At 64.6% G+C, this 25,385-nt stretch carries 26 protein-coding genes; 8 read left to right on the top strand and 18 right to left on the bottom strand.

The features are described 5' to 3' along the window. Positions 1–7 precede the first annotated feature (7 nt). Complete coding sequence (locus MAAFP003_RS06645) at positions 8–964, bottom strand: TIGR03557 family F420-dependent LLM class oxidoreductase (protein ID WP_096285495.1); 957 nt, start codon at positions 962–964, stop codon at positions 8–10. A gap of 38 nt (positions 965–1,002) precedes the next feature. Further along, the gene (locus MAAFP003_RS06640; RefSeq protein WP_096285493.1) at positions 1,003–1,563 is read right to left on the bottom strand and encodes a hemerythrin domain-containing protein; all 561 of its coding nucleotides are present in this window, start codon (positions 1,561–1,563) and stop codon (positions 1,003–1,005) included. A 174-nt stretch (positions 1,564–1,737) separates the two neighbouring features. Here MAAFP003_RS06640 and MAAFP003_RS06635 point away from each other — a divergent pair, with 174 nt between their 5' ends. Then, positions 1,738–2,745 (top strand): hypothetical protein, encoded by a 1,008-nt coding sequence (locus tag MAAFP003_RS06635; protein ID WP_243393798.1) that lies wholly within the window; start codon positions 1,738–1,740, stop codon positions 2,743–2,745. A gap of 288 nt (positions 2,746–3,033) precedes the next feature. Here MAAFP003_RS06635 and MAAFP003_RS06625 read toward each other — a convergent pair whose 3' ends face one another. Genes MAAFP003_RS06625 through MAAFP003_RS06615 form a run of 3 tightly spaced genes read right to left on the bottom strand, consistent with a single transcriptional unit; the run spans position 3,034 to position 5,320 of the window. Beyond that, positions 3,034–3,351: a hypothetical protein gene (locus MAAFP003_RS06625; RefSeq protein WP_243393797.1), complete on the bottom strand. Its 318-nt coding sequence runs from the start codon at positions 3,349–3,351 to the stop codon at positions 3,034–3,036. A 1-nt stretch (position 3,352) separates the two neighbouring features. Next, a complete protein-coding gene (locus MAAFP003_RS06620) occupies positions 3,353–4,843 on the bottom strand; it encodes a molybdopterin-dependent oxidoreductase (protein WP_096285489.1) in 1,491 nt (496 codons plus the stop codon). 12 nt (positions 4,844–4,855) lie between these two features. Then, entirely contained in the window at positions 4,856–5,320 is a 465-nt protein-coding gene (locus tag MAAFP003_RS06615) for an oxidoreductase (RefSeq protein ID WP_243393796.1), read from the bottom strand. A gap of 292 nt (positions 5,321–5,612) precedes the next feature. On the opposite strand from MAAFP003_RS06615, the gene MAAFP003_RS06610 reads away from it, so the two are divergent. Further along, a complete protein-coding gene (locus MAAFP003_RS06610; RefSeq protein ID WP_243393795.1) occupies positions 5,613–6,473 on the top strand; it encodes a sensor domain-containing protein in 861 nt (286 codons plus the stop codon). Positions 6,474–6,511: 38 nt separating this feature from the next. Continuing rightward, positions 6,512–7,483, top strand: a complete 972-nt coding sequence (locus MAAFP003_RS06605) for an aldo/keto reductase (RefSeq protein ID WP_096285485.1) — start codon at positions 6,512–6,514, stop codon at positions 7,481–7,483. A 1-nt stretch (position 7,484) separates the two neighbouring features. Here the strand turns inward: MAAFP003_RS06605 and MAAFP003_RS06600 are convergent, their stop codons facing one another. The 4 genes from MAAFP003_RS06600 to MAAFP003_RS06585 all read right to left on the bottom strand — a co-directional run bounded on the left by MAAFP003_RS06600 (position 7,485) and on the right by MAAFP003_RS06585 (position 13,774). After that, entirely contained in the window at positions 7,485–8,252 is a 768-nt protein-coding gene (locus MAAFP003_RS06600) for an SDR family oxidoreductase (protein WP_096285483.1), read from the bottom strand. Positions 8,253–8,464: 212 nt separating this feature from the next. Beyond that, positions 8,465–10,216 (bottom strand): sensor domain-containing diguanylate cyclase, encoded by a 1,752-nt coding sequence (locus MAAFP003_RS06595; RefSeq protein WP_243393793.1) that lies wholly within the window; start codon positions 10,214–10,216, stop codon positions 8,465–8,467. 132 nt (positions 10,217–10,348) lie between these two features. Continuing rightward, positions 10,349–12,502 (bottom strand): glycogen debranching protein GlgX, encoded by a 2,154-nt coding sequence (gene glgX, locus MAAFP003_RS06590; RefSeq protein ID WP_096285479.1) that lies wholly within the window; start codon positions 12,500–12,502, stop codon positions 10,349–10,351. 90 nt (positions 12,503–12,592) lie between these two features. Beyond that, positions 12,593–13,774 (bottom strand): zinc-dependent alcohol dehydrogenase, encoded by a 1,182-nt coding sequence (locus MAAFP003_RS06585; RefSeq protein ID WP_096285477.1) that lies wholly within the window; start codon positions 13,772–13,774, stop codon positions 12,593–12,595. Between the two features lie 77 nt (positions 13,775–13,851). Here MAAFP003_RS06585 and MAAFP003_RS06580 point away from each other — a divergent pair, with 77 nt between their 5' ends. Next, positions 13,852–15,009 (top strand): NAD(P)/FAD-dependent oxidoreductase, encoded by a 1,158-nt coding sequence (locus MAAFP003_RS06580; RefSeq protein ID WP_096285475.1) that lies wholly within the window; start codon positions 13,852–13,854, stop codon positions 15,007–15,009. On the opposite strand, the gene MAAFP003_RS06575 is transcribed toward MAAFP003_RS06580, so the two are convergent. Continuing rightward, positions 15,006–15,716 (bottom strand): GAF and ANTAR domain-containing protein, encoded by a 711-nt coding sequence (locus MAAFP003_RS06575; protein WP_096285473.1) that lies wholly within the window; start codon positions 15,714–15,716, stop codon positions 15,006–15,008. The genes MAAFP003_RS06580 and MAAFP003_RS06575 overlap by 4 nt on opposite strands. A 295-nt stretch (positions 15,717–16,011) precedes the next feature. Between MAAFP003_RS06575 and MAAFP003_RS06570 the strand changes: the two genes are divergently transcribed. Next, positions 16,012–16,320 carry a hypothetical protein gene (locus MAAFP003_RS06570; RefSeq protein ID WP_096290917.1) on the top strand — a complete coding sequence of 103 codons (309 nt, stop codon included), beginning with the start codon at positions 16,012–16,014 and terminating at the stop codon, positions 16,318–16,320. Between the two features lie 21 nt (positions 16,321–16,341). Here the strand turns inward: MAAFP003_RS06570 and MAAFP003_RS06565 are convergent, their stop codons facing one another. Both MAAFP003_RS06565 and MAAFP003_RS06560 read right to left on the bottom strand, forming a co-directional pair. Then, on the bottom strand, positions 16,342–16,878 hold the full coding sequence (locus MAAFP003_RS06565; RefSeq protein ID WP_096285471.1) for a DUF1360 domain-containing protein: 537 nt from the start codon (positions 16,876–16,878) through the stop codon (positions 16,342–16,344). Between the two features lie 74 nt (positions 16,879–16,952). After that, positions 16,953–18,725: a glycoside hydrolase family 15 protein gene (locus MAAFP003_RS06560; RefSeq protein WP_096290916.1), complete on the bottom strand. Its 1,773-nt coding sequence runs from the start codon at positions 18,723–18,725 to the stop codon at positions 16,953–16,955. Between the two features lie 64 nt (positions 18,726–18,789). Between MAAFP003_RS06560 and MAAFP003_RS06555 the strand changes: the two genes are divergently transcribed. Further along, a complete protein-coding gene (locus MAAFP003_RS06555) occupies positions 18,790–20,250 on the top strand; it encodes an aminotransferase class I/II-fold pyridoxal phosphate-dependent enzyme (RefSeq protein WP_096285470.1) in 1,461 nt (486 codons plus the stop codon). 1 nt (position 20,251) lies between these two features. On the opposite strand, the gene MAAFP003_RS06550 is transcribed toward MAAFP003_RS06555, so the two are convergent. Further along, the gene (locus tag MAAFP003_RS06550; protein WP_096285468.1) at positions 20,252–20,611 is read right to left on the bottom strand and encodes a MerR family transcriptional regulator; all 360 of its coding nucleotides are present in this window, start codon (positions 20,609–20,611) and stop codon (positions 20,252–20,254) included. A gap of 142 nt (positions 20,612–20,753) precedes the next feature. On the opposite strand from MAAFP003_RS06550, the gene MAAFP003_RS06545 reads away from it, so the two are divergent. Together MAAFP003_RS06545 and MAAFP003_RS06540 are read left to right on the top strand one after the other, a co-directional pair. Continuing rightward, positions 20,754–21,191, top strand: a complete 438-nt coding sequence (locus MAAFP003_RS06545; protein WP_096285466.1) for an Hsp20/alpha crystallin family protein — start codon at positions 20,754–20,756, stop codon at positions 21,189–21,191. 245 nt (positions 21,192–21,436) lie between these two features. Then, the gene (locus MAAFP003_RS06540) at positions 21,437–22,114 is read left to right on the top strand and encodes a PAS and ANTAR domain-containing protein (RefSeq protein WP_096285462.1); all 678 of its coding nucleotides are present in this window, start codon (positions 21,437–21,439) and stop codon (positions 22,112–22,114) included. 34 nt (positions 22,115–22,148) lie between these two features. On the opposite strand, the gene MAAFP003_RS06535 is transcribed toward MAAFP003_RS06540, so the two are convergent. The 5 genes from MAAFP003_RS06535 to MAAFP003_RS06520 form a co-directional block, all read right to left on the bottom strand. After that, a complete protein-coding gene (locus MAAFP003_RS06535; RefSeq protein WP_096290915.1) occupies positions 22,149–22,376 on the bottom strand; it encodes a deoxyribodipyrimidine photolyase in 228 nt (75 codons plus the stop codon). Between the two features lie 133 nt (positions 22,377–22,509). Continuing rightward, positions 22,510–22,938, bottom strand: a complete 429-nt coding sequence (locus MAAFP003_RS06530; RefSeq protein ID WP_096285460.1) for a pyridoxamine 5'-phosphate oxidase family protein — start codon at positions 22,936–22,938, stop codon at positions 22,510–22,512. 48 nt (positions 22,939–22,986) lie between these two features. Further along, positions 22,987–23,127 (bottom strand): MFS transporter small subunit, encoded by a 141-nt coding sequence (locus MAAFP003_RS29080; RefSeq protein WP_165796318.1) that lies wholly within the window; start codon positions 23,125–23,127, stop codon positions 22,987–22,989. Further along, positions 23,124–24,506: an OFA family MFS transporter gene (locus tag MAAFP003_RS06525; protein ID WP_096285458.1), complete on the bottom strand. Its 1,383-nt coding sequence runs from the start codon at positions 24,504–24,506 to the stop codon at positions 23,124–23,126. The genes MAAFP003_RS29080 and MAAFP003_RS06525 overlap by 4 nt, the downstream gene beginning before the upstream one ends. Positions 24,507–24,723: 217 nt before the next feature. After that, on the bottom strand, positions 24,724–25,380 hold the full coding sequence (locus MAAFP003_RS06520) for a class I SAM-dependent methyltransferase (protein WP_096285456.1): 657 nt from the start codon (positions 25,378–25,380) through the stop codon (positions 24,724–24,726). Positions 25,381–25,385: the final 5 nt, after the last annotated feature.

Genomic DNA, 25,385 nt, shown 5'->3' with positions numbered 1-25,385 from the left:
TCTGCTCTCAGGCGGCGAACCGCGGCGCGATCTCGGATTCCCAGAAGTCGAAGAACTCGTCCTGCTCCGAGCCCATCTGCTGAATGTATACCTCGTCGTAGCCGGCGTCGACAAACGCGCGGATACGCTCGATGTACTGCTCGGGATCCGGCCCACAGGGCACGGCCTCTTGTACCGCGGACGGGGTGACGAGGCTGGCCGCCTGCTCGAAATGTTTTGGAGTAGGAAGCGTCTGGGCCAGTTCACCAGGAAGCTGGTCATTCGGCCACAGCTCGTGCGCAGTCCGAACGCCCGCTTCGGTGGTCTCGGCGTAGCACACCTTGAAGCCCGCCTGACTTGGCTTCCCCGCCCCGCCGGCCTGCTGGAACTCCGACAGCAATTCGCGCGACGGCATGATGCCTTGATAGCCATCGCCGATGCGGCCCGCCAGACGGGCGGAACGCGGACCGAATCCGGAGATGTAAATCGGTATCTCGTGCGTCGGCAGCGTGTATATCCGGGCGTTCTCGACCGTGAAGTATCTGCCGTGATGGCTGATCTGCTTGCCGGTGAACAGTTTCCGTATCACATCTACCGCTTCTTTCAGCATCTCGCGTCTGATCGCCGCGGGAGGCCAGTGCTGGCCGATGATGTGCTCGTTCAGCGCCTCGCCGGAGCCCAGGCCCAAGACAAATCGCCCCTGAAGTTGCGCCGCGCATGTCGCGGCCGCCTGCGCGACCACGGCGGGGTGGATCCGCATGATCGGGCAGGTGACCGCGGTAGTGATAGGCAACGAACATGCCTGGGAGAGCGCGCCGATGACCGACCAGACAAAGGGGCTTTGTCCCTGCTGGTCGTTCCACGGGTGAAAGTGGTCGGAAATCCACAAACGTTCGAAGCCTGCGGATTCGGCGCGCACGGCTTGGTGGACCAGCTCGTCGGGAGTCGATTCTTCGCATGACAGGAAGTAGCCCAGGGATGTCATGTCCCTGGGCGTACCCCTGGCTACCGACCCGAAACGGGTCAGCCCTTGCCGGTGATGGCGTCGCGAGCCCGATCCAGCATGGCCGCGAACGGGCCTGCAATCAGATTCTCAAGTTGCGACTCGACTCCAGCGTGCGGCCGGGTGGGCGCGATCGCCTCGGCAAGCTTGGCGGCACGCCCCATGCTTTCGAGTTCCTCGCTGCTCAATTCCTGCCCCAGCCGCGCGAACTCGTCCTTCTCCTCGTGTTCGGCATGTTCGAGAACGTCGTCGCGAAGCTCCGTCAGCAGCCGGGTGAATTCCTCGCTGTCGACGTCGAGCTTTTCCAATTGCTGCAGCACCGTCTTGGCTTCGTGCTCTTCCTCCAGCCGCTGCCCAACCACGGCGTCGCCATTGGCGATCTTCCGCTTGGCCCGCGGATGAACGATTTCTTCCTCGACGGTTTCGTGGACAGCAAGCAATCTCCGCAAGTCCACGAACGCCTTTTCCCGCGCTTCACCGGACACAGTCAGCGTCTTGGCGAATAGCGACTTGATCTGATCGTGCTGGCCGGTAAGAAAGTCGACCACATCGGTGGGCGACGTGACGGCGGACTGAGCCATGAAGTCCTCCCCAGAATTGATGGTGGTTCGGCACGCCGGACTGTTTGACGCGCCCGCAAGCGGCTACCCGTCAGGACAGTCACCAAACATTCGCCAGGCAGGAGCTCTACGAGGGGATGGTGAGCGAACGTGGCCGCTGGAATTCGCCACCGCGCAAGATTGCTCCACTGCTTCGTGGCCGCTTCGGCTTTCGTGGCGTGCGGATGTTCGGTTCCGGGTACCGCCCTGCAGAGCACGCCCGAAGTTGTCCTGTGGTCGGTCGGCACGGCCCTGCACCAGCCGGTGTGGTCCTACCACATGCATGCACTGGTCGCGCTGACCGACGATCACCGCTTGGCCGAGGTCACGACCGGCGCTCACCACCAAGACGCCAAGACCCGGCTGTCTGCGCCGATGGCGGTTGGACGCAATCTGCAGATCGGTCAGAAAGATGACCGCTATGTCTTCGTCCCGCAACCGGAGCGCGGCAAGGTCGCCCTGGTTGACCTGGAAACACTTTGCCAGACAGCGGATTTCGATGCCGGCCCCGCCCCGGCTTACCTGTCAGAAGATGCCGGGATGCGAATCCTGCTCGTACTTTCTTCCGATGGAAGGTCAGTGACACCGGTGGACCAGTACGGGTTGCGCAAGTTGGCAACCGCGTCCGTGCCCGGCGATGCCGCCGACAGCGTCGACGGCGCCAACCGTGGCCGCGGAATCGATTACCACCTCTACGGGTCGTCGGGAATCCGCTACTATCGCGGTTCGTCATCACCCCCGCAGGAGCGCGGGGCGCTGCGCATGGATGTCGCGGCCTGGGCGGGCGACGGCACCGCCGTCGCCCGCAGTTATGTGGCCGGCCACGACAGCGACATGCTGTATGCGGTCGGCTCGCGTCGGGGCGGGCAGGGGTTGCAGGTTCTCGCCAGCGCCCGATTGCCTTCGCCGATTCGTGATCTGGCCACCGATGACACCCGGATCTATGCGGTCACCGACAAGGAGGTGGTGGTGTTCGAGTCCGACAGCTTTACCGGCTTCGCGCACCGGACGATCCCGGCGCTCAGCGTTATCCCGTACCGTTCCGGTTTGCCGGCAGCTGCTGGCGCGGCGCGACTTTCGGGTCTGGCCGTAGGCCCACACCGGATCTTTCTCACCCTCGCCGACTCCCCTTACGTGGTGAGCATCGCAAAGCCGCGGCTGTGAACATGCCAGACAAGGCGATTGACATCGACGAGGACGTTGAGCTGCTCAGCGAGCAGATCGCGGCGCTCAGGCAACTCGACAAACGCCACGAGCCGGTGACCGAGGGCGAGCGCTACGACTTCAGCATCAGGTGGGGCGCCGCGTTGGCCGGACGGTGGCGGCGGATGGTGCACTACAGCACGGCGGGTCGGCTTACCGATCTGGACGAATGCAGGTTCAAAGGGCTGCGTTCTGAGCTCCACGCCCTGTCGGATGTGATCGATCGATTCCGGCTTGCTCAGCCGGTATTCACCGATGCCCCGCCAACTGCCGCCAAACGCTTCCGTCCGGGCCGGCGTAGTCGCCGCTCAGAAAGTCCTTCTCGTGCAGGATGATTGCGGTGCGTGGCTTGGCGCACTCCGGGTTTCGACAGGTCAACGCCACCATATACGCGTCGCGGTCTTCGTCCAGGAACAGGAAGCCGAGGAACAATGCGTCTCCGACGTCGAATTCCCTTGCACCGCAACATCCGCAGTGACCGCCCTGCTGCGCGACCCGTGCGAGCACCCGGTCGCGCGCGGCGCGGTCCAGGGTGAGCAGCTCGGGACGGACCATGACCTCGCGCATCTCAGATCTCCACATCCTTGTCGTAATGGACGTTGTCCTCGCGCCAGCCGCCCAAGCCATAGCCGATGCCACGGTAGTCGTCGACGAACTCGATCTGGTTGATCCATTTAGCCATCTTGAAGCCAACCTGAGTCTCCACCCGTAGCCGCAACGGCGCACCGTGCTTGATGGGCAGTGGCATTCCGTTCATTTCGTAGGCGAGAATGGTTTGCGGCTTGTAGGCGAGTTCGAGATCCATCACCTCGTAGAACTGCCCCTCTCCTTCCCCGCTGGGTTCGTCGCTACCGGTGTCCTGCATGGTCAGGAAGCACACGTAGCGCGCCTGGGGAAGCGGACGCACCAGATCGGCGAGCAGCGCCAGCGGCAGCCCCGTCCATTCGCCGATGCTCGACCAACCCTGGACGCAATTGTGCAGTACCCGTTGACTTTCCGGTTCGGCCAGCGTCCGTAGCGCGTCCAGGTCCAGCGTCACCGGTTGTTCGACGAGCCCGCCGACACGCAGTCGCCAGTCGACGAAGTTGTGCACTGCCATCACCTTGTAGGCAACCGAACACGGTGGTTTGCCGTTGACCCGATGCTCGTCCGACAGCATTCGTCGCGGATAGTTCTGCCGGGAATTCAGAGGCCGCAGCAGAATCAGCCGAACCCGCGTCACCACCGCGCCGAGCACCCGGCGCACCTGAACCGGGCGGCGCAGGCTCCATACCGTCGCCGCGACATGCACGGCAACGACAGCGCAGATGATCACGAAAGAGCATGCGGTCGACCAGTTCTCGTTGCGGACTGAACCGAAGATCATCAAAGCGGTGAGTCGGCCCCACCCCCAGAAGAAGACCATCGAGAGGTGGATCGCGATGAAGACCAGAAACGCGATCAGTCCAGCGAAATGCAGACTGCGGGCCGATTGCCGTCCACCCAAGAGACGTACGAACCAGGGGAACCTCGCCTCGATCGCCGGCGACTGAGCCGCGCCGGTGAGGATCTGAAAGGGGGCGAGCACGAAAATGACCGCCGCGTAGGTGAGTTTCTGCACGGCGTCCAGTGGTTCGCCGGGCAGCAGTGGAGGCAGATTGAACGTCGCATAGGTGACGATGTCGTGACATGCTTCGGTGAAGATCGACCATGAGTACGGCCAATACCGGTGCCATTGGCCCGTCGCGAACAGCAGGATGTAGTAAGACAGCCCGACCGCGACCCAGCCAAGCACCGAGACGAAGTGCCAGTGACGCCCCATGCCGAGTTTCTTGTGTCCGGGCAGGGCGACCAACGAGCTGTAATCCTCTTCTTCGTCGAGGGTGTCGTAGAGCTTGTCGGTCGGCATCTTCTTGGTGGTGAACCGCGCCCATTCGGTGCCCGGCTTGCTGTCGTCATGCCAGTACAACTTGGGATGTGTGGACAGGATCTCGATGCCGCTGCGCAGCAACAACGTCAGAAACAGCACGTTGAGCCAATGGTCTACACGAAGCCAGGCCGGATAGTCGAGCGTCGTCATGCTGCGATCCGATCAATCCGCCCAGTGCTGCCGCTGCGGATAGGCGACGTTGATCCTCAGCAGCACTGTCGCGCGTAGTGCGAGGAACGCGCCGGCGAAGGCCAGGGCGAAGGTAGCCGGAGCGAAATCCCATCGCCCGGTCACGGACGTCATGGCTGCGAGGCTCGCCATCCGAGTGCCGATGTCGGCGCCGACTACGGCGAGAGACAGCAGGCTCCCGAGCAACCAACCTGATTCGATAACGGAACTGCGCCCTAGGCAGATCGTTCCCGCGCTCAGGGCGCAGCCTGCGATGACGCTCGTTGCGTAGACCACGAAGTACCAGGGCAACGCCGGCTGGCTGGTCAGGACATAGAGGTGCGACGCGGCGTTGCCCAGCAGCAGCAACGCACCCACACCGGTTACCGTCCGGGGCAAGTCGAACGCAACGTATCCGCCGAGACTGAGCATCCGAAATACCCGGCTACGAAGGCTCACCGCGGGCGCGTACCCAGTGATCGTCGCGTCAAACACGCGCGGGTTCAATCTATTCACAACTACCGATGGCCTGAGTCCCGGTATTAGAGTCTGGGCAGGATCCCAGACCTAGGAGGCCGCGACGAACCCTCAGGATCCGTTCGGACACAATCCCTTTAGCCCGGAGTCCCTCACCTACGATCCGCTGGGCCGCGTTCCGTACGGCCCGCCGCCGGTCGGACCGCCGATCTTCTTGCCGCCACCTTCGCCGCCGCAGCGCCCGCCCGTCAACACCTTCGCGACGTTATCGCTGGTGTTCGCATTTGTGTTCGCCCCCCTCGGAGCGCTTCTCGGGCATCTCGGCCTCGCGCAGATCCGCCGCACCGGTGAGCTCGGACGTGACCGGGCACTCTTTGGGTTGTCCCTGTCATATGCGTTCATCACGCTGACCGTCGTCGCGTTGATCGGGTGGGTCACGTTGTCCACGCTGTCCGGCTCGCGCCCCCAACAAACCGCGGCGCCGGCAATCCCGGCCCCCCCCGGCCCCCCCGCCGAGCCACCGCCGGCACCCAAGGTGGCGCCGGATGACGTCATCAGGCTGCTGCCCAAGCTGGATGCCCTGAAAAGCCTGACCAACGACCAGAACCTGGAGGCCGGCCAAACCTGGGATCGGCCGAGTAAAAGCGATACAGATGCGACGATCGATCGTCCGCAGTGCTGGGGCGCCGTGATGCCCGGCGCCCCGGAGGCCTACGACCTCAAGGCCATGCTGCGGTATCGCGCGGAGGCGTTCGCCGATACGCAACCCCTGTTGAAGTCGATCCAGGTGATCCAGGCGGTCATGGCGTTTCGCGATTCGCCGACCGCGAAAACACAGGGCACGAAGCTGGTCGACGGCTGGCGCGATTGCGGCGGAGCCCCGGTGACGCTGACCGCCCGCGGCGGCCCGACGTACACGTTGTCGCTGAGCCCGCCCGCCGATGCCGGCAACGGCATCACCACGATGGATCTGGCACCCAAGGGCCTGAAGGTGCGATTCGTCCGGGCGGCGGCGGCCAAAGCCAACGTCGTGGTCGACCTGTATGTCGTCAGCCTCGGCACCACCGATGCCAGCGGCCCTCGCCAAACGGCCGTGAGCATCGTCAACTACGTCCTCAACAAGATCCCCGACTGACCATCACATGTGCTCGCCCGGCCCAGTACGGTGAGCACATGAAGTATCTCGACGTCGACGGAGTGGGCCGGGTCGGCCGGATCGGGCTGGGTACCTGGCAATTCGGCTCGCGCGAGTGGGGTTACGGGGACGAGTACGCCGCCGGCGCCGCCCGCGACATCGTGCAGCGCTCGCTGGCGATGGGGGTGACGCTGTTCGATACCGCCGAGGTCTACGGCCTGGGCAAGAGCGAGCGGATTCTCGGCGAGGCGCTCGGCGACAAACGTGCCGAGGTCGCGGTGGCCAGCAAGATCATGCCGGTCGCACCCTTCCCGGCGGTGATCAAGCAGCGCGAGCGGGCCAGCGCGCGGCGGCTGCAACTGGACCGCATCCCGCTTTACCAGATCCACCAGTCCAACCCTGTGGTCCCCGACTCGGTGATCATGCCCGGCATGCGCGACCTCATCGACAGCGGTGACATCGGCGCGGCCGGCGTCTCGAACTATTCGCTGGAGCGCTGGCAAAAAGCCGACGCCGCGCTGGGCCGCCCGGTCATCAGCAATCAAGTCCACTTCTCGCTCGCCTTCCCCAAGGCGCTCAAGAAGCTGGTGCCATTCGCCGAACGAGAGAACCGCGTCGTGATCGCTTACAGCCCACTGGAACAAGGGCTGCTGGGCGGCAAGTACAGCGTCGACAATCGTCCCGGCGGCGTCCGTGCGATCAACTCGCTATTCGGTACCGAAAACCTGCGGCGCCTCGAGCCATTGCTGCAGTTGTTGCGCGACGTCGCGAAGGAAGTCGACGCCAAGCCGGCCCAGGTCGCGCTGGCCTGGCTGATCAGCTATCCGGGCGTGGTCGCCATTCCGGGCGCATCCAGCGTCGAACAGCTCGAGTTCAACGTGGCCGCGGGCGACATCGAGCTGCCCGTCGCGTCTCGCGACGCACTCACCGAGGCGGCCCTGGCGTTCCAGCCGGTGTCGCCGGTTCGCTTCGTCACCGACCTGGTGCGGGAAAAACTCACCGGTCGCTGAGCTAGGACTGATTGGCCTCGGCGAAAGCGGCGGGGCTCGACGGCGCGCCACGGGCGACGACCAGCGGCATCGACGTCGACGCATTGGTGCGAAGGATCGTGTGGACCACGTCGATCAGGTCCTCGACGGGCATCAACTTGCCCGGCATGCAGCCGCGCGAAACCCAGAGCGGGTAGGCCTGCATGGTCAGGTCCATATCCCAGCCGGCGTTCATCCCGGTCGCCGCCTCACCCTCGCCGCCGGCGCACTCCCCCACGATCAGGTTGGTGAAGCCGACGTCGGGGTGTTCGGATCGCCACGCCTCGACGAGTCGTTCCAGCGCCGCCTTGCTGACGCCGTAGGCGCCGAGCCCAGGCCACGGCGGACCGTACGGGCCCGCGTCGGAGGACAGGTACACCACCTTGCCCGCCGACTCGGTCAGGTGGGTCATCGCCGCCGCGGTCACCAGCGACGCCCCGACCACGTTGGTGTCGAAAATCCGGCGCCATGTCTCGGCGTCGGTGTCGACCATGCGGACCAGTGGGCTGATGGCCGGGGTGTACACGATGTTGTCGATGCCGCCGAAAGTGTCGGCTACCGCACCGATGGCCGACCGGCACGAGGCCTGGTCGGTGATGTCGCACTCGACGGCGATCGCCCCCGGCCCGGCCTCCTTCGCAGCGGTCTCGAGGCGCTCACGCCGGCGGGCCAGCAACGCGACCCGATCGCCGCGTTGGGCAAGCCCGATTCCGATACAGCGCCCCAGGCCACTCGACGCGCCGACCACCACTGTCCGTGACATATTTGCCCTCTCCTGTAACGAGCCCGCTGCAGGCACAGCGTATCCACCACGGGTGGAACACGTAACCGCCGGGTAGAATTCGAGCCTCAGGCTTGCGGTATCCGCAAGAGAGTCATCAGGGCGCGTCATGCTTCCGCGGCGGACAGGGCCTGCGGCACACGCCCATGAGGTCGAAGGCCACCTTGCGCGACCAATGCTGCTTAACTCTGCTGGACGGTGTTCCTGGCCCCCAGCTTGGCCTTGTACATGGCCCCGTCCGCACGGGAGGTGACCGCGTCGACGGACTCGCCGGGAAATGCAATCGTGGCGCCGATACTGAGGGTCGCGCGGAACGTCTTGCCGGACGCGTGGATGGGTTCGGCGGCACCACAACGAATTTTCTCGGCGATCCGGGTGAGCTCGTCGGCGCTGCGCACACCGGGCAGCAGGACGAGAATCTCGTCACCTCCCGTCCGGCCGACGGTGTCGCCCCGGCGGACGCTCTTCTGGATCCGTGTTGCCAAAGTGGCGAGCACGAGGTCGCCAACGCCGTGTCCCCAGGTGTCGTTTATTTCTTTGAAATGGTCGACGTCGCAGTAAAGAACCCCCACGCTGATTCCTTCGGGCTGTGTCTGCTCCAGTGCCGCGGCGAGTCGGCCCATGGCTTCGGCCCGGTTCGCCAGGCCGGTGAGCGGGTCGAACCGGGCCAGCCGTTCCAGCCGCTGCTCGGCCTCGACCTGCTCGTCGATGATGCGCATCGCGGCGATCAGACCGTCGGTGTTGCCCTCGGCGTCGACGTACGGTTTTCCGTGGCCTTCGACCCAGTGGTACACGCCGTCGGTGGAGTGCACGCGGAAGCGTTGCAGGACCGCTTCACCGGCCGCGACCCTGCTCAGCGCGGCACTGACGGCCTCGACGTCCTGAGGATGGATGTAGCGGTCCAGATCCGGGCCGGTCCAGGCTTGCGGCGGCAGGCCCAGCGCGGCCTCGACGGACGGCGAGACCCACGCAAGCTCGCTGCCGCGCAGGTGTACGACGATGTCCACCGCATTGTCCGCGAGGATGCGATAGCGCATCTCGGCCTCGGCGCGTTCCTTACTCTCCTGCTCCTTCTCTATCAGCAGTTTCTGCTCGCGCTGGATGAAGAAGAACGTAATCGCCCCGACGGTGGCGGTGCCCAGCAAAATCGAGAAGGTCCAGACCGTCTGCTCACCGAATCCGAGCCACAGAAAGATCGGCCGAGCCACCGCGACCACGACCGGAAAGCCGCCGAGGATCGTCGCCAGACGCAGCAGTGACGCCTTGTCGGGCCGGGCGAGCAGCCAAGCGAGCGGAAACCGGTCGGGGCGCGCCAGCACGATCGCGGCGACGAGCAGCAACAGCCCGAGCGCCGTCATCAGCGCCTGGCCGGTCGTCGGCGAGGTCCCCACCAGCGCCAGGGCGTCGAACAGGTAGGCCCCGACCGTGACGAACGGGATGGCCCCGCCGGCGGCGATGAACGCGGGCCAGACCACCGGAGCCCTGCCCTCCACCCGCATCAGCCCGGCCGCGGTCGCCAGGAGCACGGACGACGTCGCAGTCTGTACGCTTGGCCGGCCCGGCCAGGTCCATCCTGACGCGCGCACCGCGTCGCCGAACCACACCTCGTCCAGGCCGGCGGACCCGTGAGTCCCGTACTCGACCAGCGTGGTCAGGGCTAAAACCCCCACTACCAGGGCCAGGACACGGCCGGCAAACACCCGGCCCCGCGATGGGTCACCCGACTGCGCCCAAATCGCCGTTCCCAGCGCCACCAGCCAGACGCCGGTCCACGGCATCATCTGCGGCCAGTTCGGGTGGATGCGGGTCAACCGGTCGACACCGGCCGCCCAGCCGGCCCATGACAGAACCGCGATGACGAACACCATCGACAACGCGACTCGACGGCACCAGGCCACGTCGTTCAGGCATGCGTCGGGGTCTGATCTCTGCACGAGCTGCCCCTTCCCATGCGGCGGCGCAACCGCCATTTTGCACGGGAAGGCATACGCGTGTCTGGGGCTTAAGGTCACAGATCATCGGCCGAAAGTCACCGATAACGCGCCCTGGTCCGACGGCGGCCGCATTCAGCCGCCGTCGGACAACACCTGCAGCACTACCGCGCTGTGGGCATCCACGGTCAGCTTGCCGCCCCCGGGCACCTCGTCGGCAGGAGTGGTCTCCTCAGGTCCGGTGAACACCACCACCTGCCAAGAGGCGCCGAATTCCTTCGGCGGGAGGGTGAACTCGAGCGGCTCGTAGTGGGCGTTGAAACACAGCAGGAACGAGTCGTCGATCACCCGCTGACCGCGCGTATCGCGGTCGGGAATGCCGTGCCCGTTGAGAAACACCGCGACGGATTTCGCGAAGCTCGCACCCCAGTCCTCGTCGGTCATTTCGTCGCCGTCGGGGGCGAACCAGGCAATGTCGGGCAGCCCGTCCTGGCCGCGGCGGCCGACCGGCTTGCCCGAGAAGAATCGCCGCCGGCGGAACACCGGATGTTGGGCCCGCAGCGCCGAAACGGTGCGGGTGAACTCCAGCAGGCCGGTGTCGGCATTGTCCCAGTCGACCCAGGTGAGCTCGCTGTCTTGGCAGTAGCCGTTATTGTTGCCGTTTTGCGTGCGGCCCAGCTCGTCGCCGTGGCAGATCATCGGGACGCCCTGCGACAGCAGCAGCGTGGTGAGGAAGTTGCGCTGCTGACGAGCGCGCAATTCGTTGACGGCGGCGTCGTCGGTCGGCCCTTCGGCACCGCAGTTCCACGAACGGTTATGGCTCTCGCCGTCGTTGTTGTCTTCGCCGTTGGCCTCGTTGTGCTTCTCGTTGTAGGAGACCAGGTCGCGCAGGGTGAACCCGTCGTGGGCGATGACGAAGTTGATCGACGCCACCGGCCGGCGCCCGGTGTGCTCGTAAAGGTCCGCCGATCCGGACAGCCGATAGGCGAACTCGTCGAGTGTGGCCGGCTCGCCGCGCCAGAAGTCGCGGACGGTGTCGCGGTATTTTCCGTTCCATTCCGTCCACTGCGGCGGGAAGCCACCCACCTGGTAGCCGCCGGGTCCGACGTCCCACGGTTCGGCGATCAGCTTGACCTGGCTGACGGTCGGATCCTGTTGCACGAGTTCGAAAAACGTCGCAAGTTTGTCCACGTCGTAGAACTCGCGGGCCAAGGTCGAGGCCAGGTCGAACCGGAAGCCGTCGACGTGCATCTCGGTCACCCAGTACCGCAGCGAGTCCATGATCAGTTGCAGTGAGTGCGGATGCCCGACGTTGAGGCTGTTTCCCGTGCCGGTGTAGTCCATGTAGTACTGCTTGTCGTCGTCGACCAGCCGGTAGTACGCCTGGTTGTCGATGCCGCGCATCGACAACGTCGGCCCCAGGTGGTTGCCCTCGGCCGTGTGGTTGTAGACGACGTCGAGGATCACCTCGATACCGGCCTCGTGCAGGGCGCGCACCATCGCCTTGAACTCCTGCACCTGACCACCCGGTGACACCGAGCTGGTGTATTTGAAATCGGGCGCAAAAAAGCCAATTGTGTTGTAGCCCCAGTAATTCGACAGTCCGCGGTCGACCAACGTGGAGTCGTTGGCGAAGTGGTGCACCGGCATCAGCTCGATAGCGGTGACACCCAGACCTTTGAGATGGTCGATGATCACCGGGTGCGCGATGGCGCCGTACGTTCCGCGGATCTGGTCGGGAATGTCCGGATGAGTCTGCGTCAGGCCCTTGACGTGTGCCTCGTAGATGACGGTGTCGGCGTATTCGTGAGACGGCGGACGGTCGTTGCCCCAGTCGAAGTACGGGTTGATCACCACGGACTTCGGCATGCTCGTCGCGGAGTCGTCGTCATTGCGGCTGTCAGGATCGCCGAAGTTGTAGCTGAACAGCGACTGGTTCCAGTCGAACGTTCCGTCGATGGCCTTCGCGTACGGGTCCAGCAGCAGCTTGTTGGGGTTGCAGCGCAAACCTTCGGTGGGCTCGTAAGGGCCATAGACGCGGTAGCCGTAGCGCTGACCGGGCTCGATGGCCGGGATGTAGCCGTGCCAGACGTAGTAGTCGACCTCGGGCAGCGTTACCCGCGTCTCGGTGCCGTCGGCGTCGAACAAGCACAACTCCACGCGCTCAGCCACTTCACTGAATAGCGCGAAATTGGTGCCGGCGCCGTCGTACGTGGCGCCCAGCGGGTACGCCTTGCCCGGCCACAATTCACCGGTGGGCGTGGGAACAGGCGCGTCGGCTCTAGTCATGGCGCACTTGATACCCGAGACATGCCGCGATCAAACAACTGTGCGAAACGCCATAGTGCACTTGTTATTTCGCGACTCGGGCAGTACAGCTCATGGCTTGAGCATAACCTTTACCGCTCCGTCCTGCTTTTTCTGGAAGATCTCGTAGCCGTGCGGGGCCTGGTCCAGCGGCAGGACGTGAGTGGCGAAGTCGTCGACGCCGAGCGGGTCGTCGTCGGTCAGCAGCGGCATGATGTCGTCGACCCACCTCTTCACGTTGGCCTGCCCCATGCGCAGGGTCAACTGCTTGTCGAAAAGCGTGAGCATCGGGAGCGGGTCGGCCATTCCGCCGTAGACGCCGATCAGCGAGATCGTCCCACCGCGGCGAACGATGTCGATGGCCGAATACAGCGCATTGAGCCGGTCCACACCGGCGGTCTGCATCAAGCGCTTGGCGATCGCATCCGGCAGCACGGTGGTCGCCTGTTGGGCGAACTTGGCCGTGGGTGAGCCGTGCGCCTCCATGCCCACCGCGTCGATCACCGAATCGGCTCCACGCCCGTCGGTCAGGTCGCGGATCGCGTCACCCAGCGAAACGTCGAGGTGCCCGATGTCGATGGTATGAATGCCCCGCTTCGCGGCGCGAGCCAGGCGTTCGGCCACCAGGTCCACCGCGATAACGCGGTATCCGAGATGATCGGCGATGCGGGCGGCCATGTCACCGATCGGCCCCAGCCCGAGCACCGCCACCGTGCCACCGTCCGGGATGTTGGCGTAGTCGACCGCCTGCCATGCGGTCGGCAACACATCCGAGAGATATACGAACCGCGAATCCGGCGGCCCGACAGGCACTTTGATGTGGGTGAACTGGGCCTGCGGAACGCGCAGCAGCTCGGCCTGCCCGCCCGGTACTGAGCCGTAGAGCTCGGAGTAGCCGAAAAGCGCTGCGCCCATGCCCTGTTCGCGCACCTGGGTGGTTTCACACTGGGTGAAGAGTTCGTGGTGGCACATGTGACAGCTGCCGCAGGAGATCTGGAACGGGATCACCACCCGATCACCGACCTGCAGGTCGCCGGTTTCCGGACCAATCTCGCGGACGATCCCCATCGGCTCGTGGCCGAGGATGTCACCCGGGTTCATGAACGCCCCGAGAATTTCGTACAGGTGCAGATCCGATCCGCAGATGTTGGTCGAAGTCACCTCGATGATGGCGTCGGTGGACTGTTCGATTTTCGGGTCGGGCACCGACTCGACGCGCACGTCGCGCTTGCCCTGCCAGGTCACGGCTTTCATACACGGCGGGCTACCCGCGTCGGGGTCGTCAAAACAAGGCACCGGTTTAGCCTCCGCTGTGCGGGTATCACGCCGTAGTGGTCGACTCCGGATTGATCGTCGTGGGCAGCGGGCCGGCAGGGGTAGCGGCGGCGGAGTCGTTTCGTGAGCACAACGCGGACTTGCCGGTGCACATCCTCACCGCAGACGTCGACGTGCCCTACGCGCGCCCACCGCTGAGCAAGGAGTACCTGCGCGGTCAGACCGAGGACGTAGCACTGCACGATGCGCAGTGGTTCGCCGAGCGGAGCATCGAGCTCACCACGGACGCCCGAGTCGATCGCCTGGACCTCGCTGCGCGCACGCTCTACGTCGGCGACCGGCGGCACACGTACGGCAGCTTGATCTTGGCGTGCGGTGCGGCGCCGCAGGCCCCACCCGTGCCCGGCGGTCAGCGGGCCCTGCTGTTGCGCTCCCTGGCCGACGCGACCGCGCTGCGCCACGCCGCGGACAACGCCGACTCCGCCGTGGTGATCGGCTCCGGCTTCATCGGCTGCGAGGCCGCAGCTTCCCTGGCATTGCGCAATGTCTCAGTGACTCTGGTTGCCCCAGAAGCACTTCCGCAGGAGAAGCGGTTAGGCAGCCAGGCCGCCGAACGGCTGCGCGATCTGGTGACAGGTGCCGGGGCTCGCCATGTCGGTGGGGTCGCTGTCGAAGAAATCACCGATGCGGGTGTCCGGCTCGACGATGGCGTCACCATCGACTGCGATCTGGTGCTCGCGGCGACGGGCGTCGCGCCGCAGAGCCGCATCGCCGCCGAGGCGGGACTGCAGATGCGTGACTCGCGGATCGTCGTCGGCTCCGACATGGGCACCACGGCACCCGACGTCTACGCTGCCGGCGACGTCGCCTTGGCGCACCATGAGGTCGCAGGACGTCACCTGGTCGTCGAACACTGGCAAGACGCGAGTGACCAAGGCGCGATCGCGGGAGCGTGCGCAGCAAGCTGGCCTACCAAATGGGTTGGCGTGCCGGGGTTTTGGACTTCAGTGGGCGACGCGACCCTGAAGTATCACGCCTGGGGTGACGGCTACGAACGCAGCCAGTTACGCGAGCACCGCGACGGGTTCACCGTGTGGTACGAGTCGGGCGATACGGTGGTCGGGGTGCTGACCCATAACGCCGACGACGACTATGACCTCGGCGAACGGCTCATCGCCGAGCGCCGGACCGTACCCTTCCCGATCGAGCACTAAGGCCGATGCCGGCCCTTGAGCGGATGTTCGCTCTCGATCAACGCCTCGGCCAGATCAATCAGCTTGCGATTGGATTGCTGCGATAGCCGGGTCAGGAGTTCGAATGCCTCGACGGCATCGATGTTGAATCGCTCCATTATCACGCCTTTGGCCTGACCGATGAGGTCCCGCGATGCCAGAGCGCTGCGAAATTGGTCTTTGCGCCGCATCATCGACCACGCCAGCGCGACATGGGTGGCGAAGACGCCGCCGAGCTCAACCGATTCGTCGGGAAATGCATGTGGTTGCTCGGCATAGAAATTCAGCGCCGCCGTCGTGCTGCCGTCGACGAACAGCTCGTAGGACAATACGGAGCGGATCGGCGTGTTCTCCAGGGCGAATTGTTGATAACGGGGCCAACGTTCGTCTGCGCCGAGATCCGCGACGCACATCATGTGGTGCTCCCAAGCGGCCGCGACGCACGGCCCTTCCCGGTAGCGCTGCTGCGCGGCGTCGAGTTCCGTCGCGTAGCGATGCGTGGCAACCACATTGGTGATCGCTTTGCCCGCGTCGACCAGGGTGATTCCTGCGTATTGGCAACCGGCGACATGCGCCGTACCGCGTTCGATGAGCTCTTGGAGCCCGGTCTCGGTTGCGGTGCTCTGGCGCTCGATGCTGGCAACCAGCTCTGCCAATTCCGCGACGATGGTGTTGTTGCCGTCCGGCATGCATACCCCCTCAAGGGAGCCGGGCCTCCCCCGCACCGCGGGGGGGCGATCAACCTATTGAGCGTGACCGTGGTGCTTGGCGCAATCATAAGCCGCGGCTAGTTCTGTTTCACCCGCGGGAGCCATGACCCAAAACCTTATTGACGCTGGCGAATCGGAATCATCGGTCACGAAGCCAAATGACGAAGGTAGGGCCCGTTAACGAAAGGTCCTGATCACCCGGACCGGGCGACACCGGCGTTTAATCCCCTGTGCCGTCGGGCAATCGGCCAGTGTGGATAGCAACAACGACGACATGCTGGACCAGTCCGAAAGCCTCGATTCCGACGAGGTGCGCAACGACGACGGTGACGAAGTCGTAGACCCGCCGAACCGGTGGATCGATGCCGACGATCACGAGTCACTCGACGAGAAACTCGCGGCGGAAACTCCCGACGATTCGGGGGTCGGCCAGTCATCCAGGTATTCGGACGAATCCGACGAGGTCGAGTTGGTGAGCGACGACGAGCTAGACCGCATCGACCCGCAGGCTCACGGTCGCGAACGCGGCCAGATCGACGGCACGCCGGAGGACGGAGACTCATTCTTCAACGTTGAAAAATGACTGCGAACTCTGTTGCGCTGCCTAGCTTTCCGCTGCCTGCTGCGCCTTGGCGTAGGCGAGCTGCAAAAAGTCGGCGCCCGCCAGCACAGTGAAGGTGCCGGCGATCAGGCGGGTGAATCTGGGTGCGAAGATCAGCCCGATGACAAAGCCGGTCGTCACCCACATATCGAAGCAAAACGGGCACGTCAGCAACTCGCCAATGCTGTGCCGCAACGAACCTGCCTGCCTAACCTCCTCGTTCACCTCGGCCGGGCCGCTAGTACCCGCGAAGTGGGTAAAGGGTGCTCGCAGGGGGCTCGTCACCGCGTCCTTGGTCACAATTCGCGAGAACTTGTGCGCGCCCAGGGTTACTGTGACGAGATCGTGCAGGCGCCATCGTTGCGGCAGGCTGCGCCCGGTGAGCGCCGCGAGCACGGTAGCGACAGCCACCACAAGGCCATAGGCGCCAAGGACTACCAGATATCCCCCCAATGGCCTGGGATTGTCGCCACGGTAGACGTCGGCTTCGCGCCGTGCACCACCAAGCACGTGCGCACCGGCCTCCGACATTCCCGTCATCGCAACTCCTTTACGGTCGTCAAAGGTATTTCGGCAGGCCGGGTACCCGGTGTCGGTCAGGCCAATCGGCAGTCTTACGTACGACAAGGTGTGAGACGATATGCCGTTTCCAAGAGCAGGGCGTGCACGAACGCCTGCGGCAGATTGCCACGCAATTGATGCTGCCCCACGTCGTACTCTTCGGCGAACAGCCCGGGCGGCCCACACGCCGTCCGGTTGCGTTCGAAAAATCGCACCGCCGCAAGGTCATTACCCTGCTGGTGTTCGGCTAGCGCCATCAGGAAGCCACACAACACGAATGCCCCCTCGGCCTCACCGAGCGTTCGGCCGTCCGGGCGGAACCGATAGACGAAGCCCTGCTCGGTCAACTCCGAGCGAACCGTATCAATCGTGGCGACGGTACGCGGGTCGTTCCCCGGGATCGCGCCTCGAATCGAGGGCAACAACAGCGCTGCATCGATGCGCGGATCACCCTGGGCCCGTTGCCATCTCCCACTGGGATGCAGACAGTCCGAATCCACATCGGCGATCAGCCGATCGGCAAGGTGTTGCCACTCAGCGCCTAACCTCGGTGACGCCACCGCACCAATACCGCGCAACCCGGCTGCGCACATCAATCGGGAATGCGCCCAACGCTGCTCGTGCAGTTCCCATATTCCGGAATCTGGTTCATCCCAACGCTGTTCGATGGTATGCATCAGTATTTCAACTGCTCGCCAATGCGAGGCATCAAGACGATCCAGGCGGGCCGCTTGCGCCAGTAGTAACAGCGCCTCACCCTGGACGTCCAGCTGAAACTGGTCCGACACCCAATTTCCCGTTCTGGCGACGCCGCCGGGATAGCCCGGTAGCTCGAGGTCTTGTTCGCGCGGCGGCGCGACGCCGTCCACCGAATAGGCTGGCTTGAGCCCTGGGCCATCGGCCAGGATGCGTTCGCTCACAAAGCGAACGGCATCGTCGAGCAGCGGATACAACCCGGCCGCAGCGGCGGCCTGCCCCGCGTAGCACTGGTCGCGGATCCAGCAATATCGATAGTCGTAGTTGCGGTCTTGTTCGGCCCGCTCCGGCAACGACGTCGTCGCCGCGGCAACCATCCCACCGGAGCTACTGGTCAGGCCGCGCAGCACCGCGTACGCAACCTCTGCGTCGAAGTCGGCCAGGCTATCGGAGACTTGCGGAACTTCTTGTTTCCAAACATTTTCGGTGGCAGCCCAGGCTTCCCGTGCCCGCATCGGCCGGGCGTCGAGTTCACTGTCGGACAATTCGAGAATTAGATCGTGGTCACGTCCCGCCGCGACGTCGAGCACCGCGTGCAGTGCGCCGTCGTCACCGACGCTGGCTCCGTCGGCCCCCATCCATCGGAATCGACAGGACCCGGATCTGCCGGTCCACATCTGAGTTCCGGCGTCCTCGCCGCAATCATGGTCCGTCATCGCGCACGCGCCGAATCCGGCTCGGACGTCCAGGGTGATGGCCATCCGCGCCCGCCCGTCCACCGCGTGAATCTGGCGCAACAACACCGCGGTGTGGGTATCGGCCGGCATCGCCAACGCCTCGCGGCATTCGACGATCCCGTCGTTGGTCACCCACCGCGAAACCCAGATCAATGACCGCGGTTCGTAATATCCACCCCACACAAATCGCGACTGTTCGGGTGCCACGGCGTAAACGCCGGGGCCACCAAGCAAGGAATTGAACACCGCGCCGTTGTGCCAGCTTGGCAGGCACATCCAGCAATAGTCGCCGCGCGGCCCGACAATCACGCCGCGTTCGCCGTCGGCGAGCAATGAGTACTGCCTCAGTACATGTGGCGGAAAATCCTCGGCCGCCGCACGCCCGCTGCTCATCGAATCGTCCCGGGCGCACTCGGTCGCCAGATTGGAGCCATCAGCGTCGGGTACCCGGTTAAACATGGATCAGTCGCAAGCCCCCTTGCTGGATGCCTTGGCCGACTATCACCGCAAAGACCGGTACGGCTTCACCCCGCCGGGACACCGCCAGGGAGCCGGGACCGACGAACGCGTGCTGGCCGTATTGGGTAAGGAACCCTTCCGTGCCGACATCCTCGCCACCGGCGGGCTCGACGATAGAAAGGCCAGCGGAAAGTATCTGGCGCGCGCAGAAGAGCTGATGGCCGACGCCGTCGGCGCGGACACGGCGTTCTTCTCCACCTGTGGCAGCTCGCTTTCGGTAAAGGCCGCGATGATGGCGGTCGCCGGCGGGGCGGATGGCGGGCTACTGGTCCCCCGCGACAGCCACAAATCCATCGTCGCGGGCTTGATCTTCTCGGGCGTGCGGCCCAGATGGATCACCCCGCGCTGGGATAGCGAGTTGCACTTCTCGCATCCGCCCTCGCCGGAGCAGGTGCAGACGGCCTGGGAGAAACACCCCGACGCCGCCGGGGCCCTGATCGTCAGCCCCAGCCCGTATGGCACCTGTGCCGACATCGCCGCCATCGCCGCCATCTGCCATCAACGGCACAAGCCCCTGATCGTCGACGAGGCGTGGGGGGCGCACCTACCGTTTCACGAGGACCTGCCGACGTGGGCGATGGACGCAGGCGCGGACGTCTGCGTGGTCAGCGTCCACAAGATGGGAGCCGGGTTTGAGCAAGGTTCCGTCTTTCACCTGCAGGGCGACCTGGTCGATCCGACCCTGTTGTCGGCGTGCGCCGACCTGCTGATGACAACCAGCCCCAACGTGATGGTGTATGCGGCCCTGGATGGTTGGCGACGTCAGATGGTCGAGCGGGGGCACGACCTGCTTTCTGCCGAACTCGAACTCGCCGGCTATCTGCGGGACCGCCTGGCAGAGATTCCGGACTTGCAGGTGCTCGGCGACGAGCTACTCGGCGCCGAGGCGTCCTGCGACCTCGACATCACACAGGTGTTGATGGACATCGCGGCGACCGGCGCATCGGGATACCAGGCCGGGGATTGGCTTCGCGAAAACCGCCGGATCGACCTGGGGATGAGCGATCACCGTCGCGTACTGGCCACCATGTCGTTCGCCGACGACAAGCAGACCGCAGACCGGCTCGTTGCCGGGATGCACGAATGGCGGCAAGCGGCAACGGGTTTCGAGCGGCCGCCAGCGATAAAGCTGCCGGCGCCGGCGGAATTGCAGCTCGAGACCGCATGCCTGCCCCGCGACGCGTTCTTCGGGCCGACCGAGATGGTGCCTGCCGTCGAGGCCGCCGGCCGCATCGCGGCCGAGCAGATCACGCCGTATCCGCCCGGCATCCCCGCGGTCGTACCCGGCGAGTTTCTTGACGAAGCCGTGATCGATTACCTGCGTTCAGGCGTGGCGGCGGGCATGACGTTGCCCGACCCCGCCGACCCCACCGCGCAACGATTCCGCGTGGTCGCATAGTTCATTTCTTCCCTTTGGATTTCCCGACTTTCGCAGCCGAGCGTAAGGTGCGGTTGCTCGAGCGCCGATCGGAGTTCGCCGCGGATAGTTCCGCGTTGTCGTCTTCGAGGCTGAGGATGCGCGCGATGCCGGCGAGGTTGACGCCGGCGTCGACCAGCGCGCTGATGCGCCGCAGCCGCGCCAAGTCGTCGGCGCTGTAGCGTCGGGTTCCGCCATCGCTGCGAGAAGGCATCAGAAGGCCGTGGCGCTCGTAGAGACGTAGCGACTGCACGGCGACGCCGGACAGCTCAGCGGCGACCGAGATGCCGTACACGCCATGGTCGGGCGACGGCGCGCTGGTCTCGTCCGGGATGTCGGTCATCGAGCACCTCCTCGCTTGCTCGCACAGAAAACCTGTTTATCACACTTGCACTAAACTTTCGACAGTGATATATAAAACCTATGCCAGGTGGCATAGATAAGTTCAACAACATGGCAACAGATTGGAGTGTGAGATGGCTGCAATGCTGATGCGTACCGACCCCTTCCGGGACCTGGACCGTTTCGCCCAACAAGTACTGGGCACGGCCGCCCGCCCCGCGGTGATGCCAATGGACGCTTGGCGTGAGGGCGAAGAATTCGTCGTCGAGTTCGACTTGCCGGGAATCGACGCCGATTCTCTGGACATCGACATCGAGCGGAATGTGGTGACCGTGCGGGCCGAACGTCCGGCCCTCGATCCCAACCGGGAGATGCTCGCCACCGAGCGACCCCGCGGCGTATTCAGCAGACAGCTGGTGCTCGGCGACAACCTCGACACCGACAAGATCGAGGCGTCCTACACCGAAGGCGTCCTGCGCCTACGCATCCCGGTGGCCGAAAGAGCCAAACCCCGCAAGATCAACATCGGCCGCGGCGAGGGACGCCAGGCCATCGACCAACGGGAGGTCATCAACGCCTAATCGGCTGGTTGGGGCGGGGCGGCGGCCGAGTTCCGCGACCGCCGCCGCACCCGCCACCGGCCCAGCAGCGCCGACCCTTATGTCATGATTTGACTCGCCCTCGGCGTTGAACAACCAGCGCCCTACATATCGACGCCGTGGCCTCGCGAGTTCTCGCATCTTCCGTGCCCCTCTGGGGTGGACCGCGCACGTGTGGCGGCGGTCGGTCGTGTCGGTGAATTGAACCCGAGGAGACGAAGTCCGCGATGAACTGGGACCTCAACGGCCAATCGGCCGACGTCGAACAAGCCCTGGCCGGCGGTGCGCCGCATCGAGCAGGCTGGTTCCGGTTCTACTTCTCCGACCAGCGCTGGGAGTGGTCCGAACAGGTACAGCGGTTGCACGGGTACGAGCCCGGCAACGTGACCCCGACCACCGAGCTGGTGCTGTCTCACAAACACCCGGACGACCGCGGCCAGGTCGCGGCAACCATCGATCAGATCCTCAACACCCATCAGGCGTTCAGCACGCGCCACCGGATCATCGACACCGGCGGACAGGTCCATCAGGTCGTGGTCGTCGGTGACCAGCTGCGCGATAAACAGGGTGAAGTCATCGGAACCCATGGGTTCTACGTCGATGTTTCTCCGCCGCCCGACCAGGAACGTGAAGACCTCGTCACCGCGAAGCTGGCCGAGATCGCCGAACAGCGTGCCGGTATCGAGCAGGCCAAAGGCATGTTGATGCTGGTCTACGGCATCGCCGATGGTCCGGCCTTCGAGTTGCTCAAGTGGCTATCCCAGGAGGCCAACATCAAGCTGCGGTTGCTCGCCGAACAGATCTGCGAAGACTTCCGCACCCTCGGTCCCCGCGTCAGCTCCCAATCGGACTTCGACCACTTACTACTGACCGCGCACGAGCGCGTTGACCCGGCAATTCGATAGGGAGCGCAAGACGCCCAGCCATTTGCTGGCCCGGCTATGACTTCTTGCTCGGAATGACGATGACAACAATCAGGGTAAGGATCGAGAAGAACAGCCCGAGAAGTCCCCATCCCAACGGATTACGGCCCTTCATGGCGGCGATGAGACCGCACACTATCGCGGCGATCACGCTGCCGATCGCGACGAATATACCCTTGATCCCGCGCAGAATGAACCCCGCCGCAAGCGGATCCGAACTAGCCAGAATTACCGAGTGCAACATGTCGAGGTCCTTTCCTCGTGAGAAGTCGTTAGGGAATACCCTCACAAGGATCGCCTAAACAGCAATTACGCGCCGGAGCATCCCGTCGCCAGCGAAACGCGATCCTTAACCGTTTGCCACGGAAGGCACGCGCTTAGAACGCATCGGAGAAATCAGCGGTGATCCAGCGGTCCGGGCGCACGGTGAACAATACGCTTTCGTCATTCTCCATGCTGCTGACGAACGCGCGCCCGCCCTCCTCTCCGAGGTAGCGGATCGCGATCTCCTCGCGAACGACCAAGGGGGCCGGCTTGGCGGTGTCGACCACGGTGCCCTCGACGACCACATATTGATACGGCAGTTCCTCGCGCTGCACGACAAGTGTCACCACTCCGGCCCGCTCGATGAGCTTGGCCTTACGAGACGACGCTCCGGTGTTGACCCGGATGTTTCCGCCCGGGGCGTAGTCGTACCAAATCGGAACGCTGGCCGGCGGGCGGCCGTCGTCAGCGGCTACGGACAGCACGCCAACGTGCTTGGCTTCGAGGAATTCCTGACGTTCGCTTTCGGTGAATGAGCCCATGGCGGGGCAACGCGCAACCCGAGCGAGGCTATTCCCTCCGACGCCGAGTCAGTTCAGGAACAAAGCCGGGATCTTCGCCACCAGCTCGTAGACGCCGTAGGCGAATGGCACTCCGACCCACAACCAGCTGGCAAGACCCAGCAGCGTGCCGCGCGGTGAGGCCGCGGCGCCCGATCGGCCGGTGGTCATTGGGTAGCCTCCCCGGAAATCACACTCTCGGGTTTTCGCGTATCGACCGCCGACACGATGAAACTCGGGGGGCGCGGCGTACGAATCAGCTCGTTGCACACCAGGCCGATCAGCAACAGGATCACCATGATCGTGAACGACCAGCGGTATCGCTGCGGACCCACCACATGGGCGGCGATGCGATTGTCGGCAATCGCGTTGACAATCACCGGCCCGAGCACGCCCGCGGTCGACCACGCGGTAAGCAGCCGGCCGTGGATCGCCCCGACTTCCAGATAGCCGAACAGGTCGCGTAGATAGGCCGGCACCGTCGCGAACCCCGCGCCGTAGAAAGACAGCAGCAGGATGCAGATCACCAGGAACAGCGGCTTGCTCGCGTTCTGCGCGACGATCAAGACGGCGTAGAGGATCGCCCCGACACCGAGATAGAGCCGGTACATGTTCTTGCGGCCCACCGTGTCCGAAGCCGTGGACCAGAGTATGCGTCCGGCCGAGTTGGCCAGCGACAGCATTGCGACGAAGCCCGCCGCCGCCGCGGTCAAGGCCGTGGGCGAGGCCGCATGCGGAAAGTAGTCTCGGTAGATCGGCGCTGCCCGTTCCAGGATGCCAATGCCCGCAGTGACATTGAAGCACAACACAATCCACAACAACCAGAACTGGGGCGTCTTGATCGCCTCATTGGCGGTGCGGTCGGGCCCCGCCGCATGCGGGATCTTCGACGCTGCCACCCTGACGATCGGCGGTTCCCATTGGTGCGGGGGCACGCGAACCAGGAGGACTCCCACCGACATGAAGACCGCATACACCAGGCCCATGACCAAGAACGTCGCCGCCAGCCCATGGCGGTCGGTACCGAACCACTTCATCAACTGCGACGACCACGGCGAGGCGATCAGCGCACCGCCGCCGAACCCCATGATGGCGAATCCGGTCGCCATGCCCGGCCGGTCGGGATACCACTTCATCAATGTGGAAACCGGTGCGATGTAACCGATCCCGAGTCCAATTCCGCCGATGACTCCGTAGCCCAGGATGACCAGCCACATCTGGCCGATATCGGCCGCCACCGCCGAAACGAGCAAACCGCCGCAAAAGCAGACGGTCGCCACGAACATCGCCCAACGGGGGCCTCGCCGTTCGACCGCGGTGCCGAAGACGGCTGCCGACACGCCTAGCATGACGATGCCCAGCGTGAACGGCATGGCACTCAAAAGGCCAGATGCCCTCAGCGATTCGTGCAGTGGGAGCTTGAACACGCTCCAGGAGTAAACGCTGCCGATCGCTAAATGTATCGAGAGCGCGGCGGGCGGGACGAGCCACCTACTCCATCCTGGACTGGCAACGATCCGATCGCGCGACAGCACTCCAGCAGACTCCATCGTCCTCTTTTCACACCGGGCTCCGCGCGCATCGCAACGTCCGGCGATGTCCTGTCGGTTGCCAATTGCTAAGCAAGACAGAAATATCCGGAAGCATCTTGATGAAGCGTCGCGGAGGTCCTGCCGATCAATTTTCGGCAAGTCCACCCGATGCTAGCGACCGAGGTCACAGTTGGACGTCGTGGAATTGTGATGAAAACGGGGGTAGTCACACAGACTAGCGAGTTGCCCGCCCCGTCAAGAGCGGATGCACAATCCGCGGCATTCCGCGCCATACGAAACTTTCCGCCGTGACAGCAAATCCACACGCACGCATCAGCTCCCCGGTCGGGCGATTGCAGCAGCAGCCGCCGGCGAAAGCACGCCACGGGCGGAACAGGTAGTCCTGCCACGCCGCAAGCAACCGAGAATTCGCCCGCACATGTTCGACGAACAGCAACTGCCCACCCGGGCGCAACACGCGGGCGATCTCGCGCAAGGCACGCTCGGGATTCTCGACGGTGCACAGGACAAGCGTCGAGACAACGGTATCCACCGACTCATCGGTCAGCGGCAAGCACTCCGCGGGTGCATTGACGATTCGCGCCGGACGGGCATGCCGATGCAAGCGGCGCGCGAGCTTTCTGCGCATGGCCGGCTCGGGCTCCATGAGCACCAGATCATCGATGTCGTCGGGATAGTGCGCGATGTTCAGTCCCGTTCCCGCGCCGATCTCGACGACGCGCCCCCGCGCGGCACTCACCAGCGTGCGCCGCCGGCGGCGCATGCCCGCCAGCTCGCCGACCCACACGAACGGGTCGTACACCAGCGCCATGATCCGCAGCCAGGCCGCGGACGGCGGGCCCATTTCCAGTTCGGTAACGGTCTGTGTCATGGCGC

This window comes from Mycobacterium ahvazicum (genome assembly GCF_900176255.2).
Classification (GTDB): Bacteria; Actinomycetota; Actinomycetes; order Mycobacteriales; family Mycobacteriaceae; genus Mycobacterium; species Mycobacterium ahvazicum.
Note: the sequence above shows the minus strand (reverse complement) of the source record. Positions and strands in the feature narration are given on the sequence as shown.

Bases quoted from the DNA above. Each gene is read 5' to 3' on its own strand.
- MAAFP003_RS06645 (WP_096285495.1), bottom strand. From the start codon at position 964: ATGACATCCCTGGGCTACTTCCTGTCATGCGAAGAATCGACTCCCGAC.
- MAAFP003_RS06625 (WP_243393797.1), bottom strand. From the start codon at position 3,351: ATGCGCGAGGTCATGGTCCGTCCCGAGCTGCTCACCCTGGACCGCGCC.
- MAAFP003_RS06560 (WP_096290916.1), bottom strand. From the start codon at position 18,725: ATGAGCAGCGGGCGTGCGGCGGCCGAGGATTTTCCGCCACATGTACTG.
- MAAFP003_RS06540 (WP_096285462.1), top strand. From the start codon at position 21,437: ATGAACTGGGACCTCAACGGCCAATCGGCCGACGTCGAACAAGCCCTG.
- MAAFP003_RS06555 (WP_096285470.1), top strand. From the start codon at position 18,790: ATGGATCAGTCGCAAGCCCCCTTGCTGGATGCCTTGGCCGACTATCAC.
- MAAFP003_RS06640 (WP_096285493.1), bottom strand. From the start codon at position 1,563: ATGGCTCAGTCCGCCGTCACGTCGCCCACCGATGTGGTCGACTTTCTT.
- MAAFP003_RS06565 (WP_096285471.1), bottom strand. From the start codon at position 16,878: ATGACGGGAATGTCGGAGGCCGGTGCGCACGTGCTTGGTGGTGCACGG.
- MAAFP003_RS06620 (WP_096285489.1), bottom strand. From the start codon at position 4,843: ATGACGACGCTCGACTATCCGGCCTGGCTTCGTGTAGACCATTGGCTC.
- MAAFP003_RS06525 (WP_096285458.1), bottom strand. From the start codon at position 24,506: ATGGAGTCTGCTGGAGTGCTGTCGCGCGATCGGATCGTTGCCAGTCCA.
- MAAFP003_RS29080 (WP_165796318.1), bottom strand. From the start codon at position 23,127: ATGACCACCGGCCGATCGGGCGCCGCGGCCTCACCGCGCGGCACGCTG.
- MAAFP003_RS06585 (WP_096285477.1), bottom strand. From the start codon at position 13,774: ATGAAAGCCGTGACCTGGCAGGGCAAGCGCGACGTGCGCGTCGAGTCG.
- glgX (WP_096285479.1), bottom strand. From the start codon at position 12,502: ATGACTAGAGCCGACGCGCCTGTTCCCACGCCCACCGGTGAATTGTGG.
- MAAFP003_RS06545 (WP_096285466.1), top strand. From the start codon at position 20,754: ATGCTGATGCGTACCGACCCCTTCCGGGACCTGGACCGTTTCGCCCAA.
- MAAFP003_RS06520 (WP_096285456.1), bottom strand. From the start codon at position 25,380: ATGACACAGACCGTTACCGAACTGGAAATGGGCCCGCCGTCCGCGGCC.
- MAAFP003_RS06535 (WP_096290915.1), bottom strand. From the start codon at position 22,376: ATGTTGCACTCGGTAATTCTGGCTAGTTCGGATCCGCTTGCGGCGGGG.
- MAAFP003_RS06530 (WP_096285460.1), bottom strand. From the start codon at position 22,938: ATGGGCTCATTCACCGAAAGCGAACGTCAGGAATTCCTCGAAGCCAAG.
- MAAFP003_RS06605 (WP_096285485.1), top strand. From the start codon at position 6,512: ATGAAGTATCTCGACGTCGACGGAGTGGGCCGGGTCGGCCGGATCGGG.
- MAAFP003_RS06550 (WP_096285468.1), bottom strand. From the start codon at position 20,611: ATGACCGACATCCCGGACGAGACCAGCGCGCCGTCGCCCGACCATGGC.
- MAAFP003_RS06570 (WP_096290917.1), top strand. From the start codon at position 16,012: ATGCTGGACCAGTCCGAAAGCCTCGATTCCGACGAGGTGCGCAACGAC.
- MAAFP003_RS06575 (WP_096285473.1), bottom strand. From the start codon at position 15,716: ATGCCGGACGGCAACAACACCATCGTCGCGGAATTGGCAGAGCTGGTT.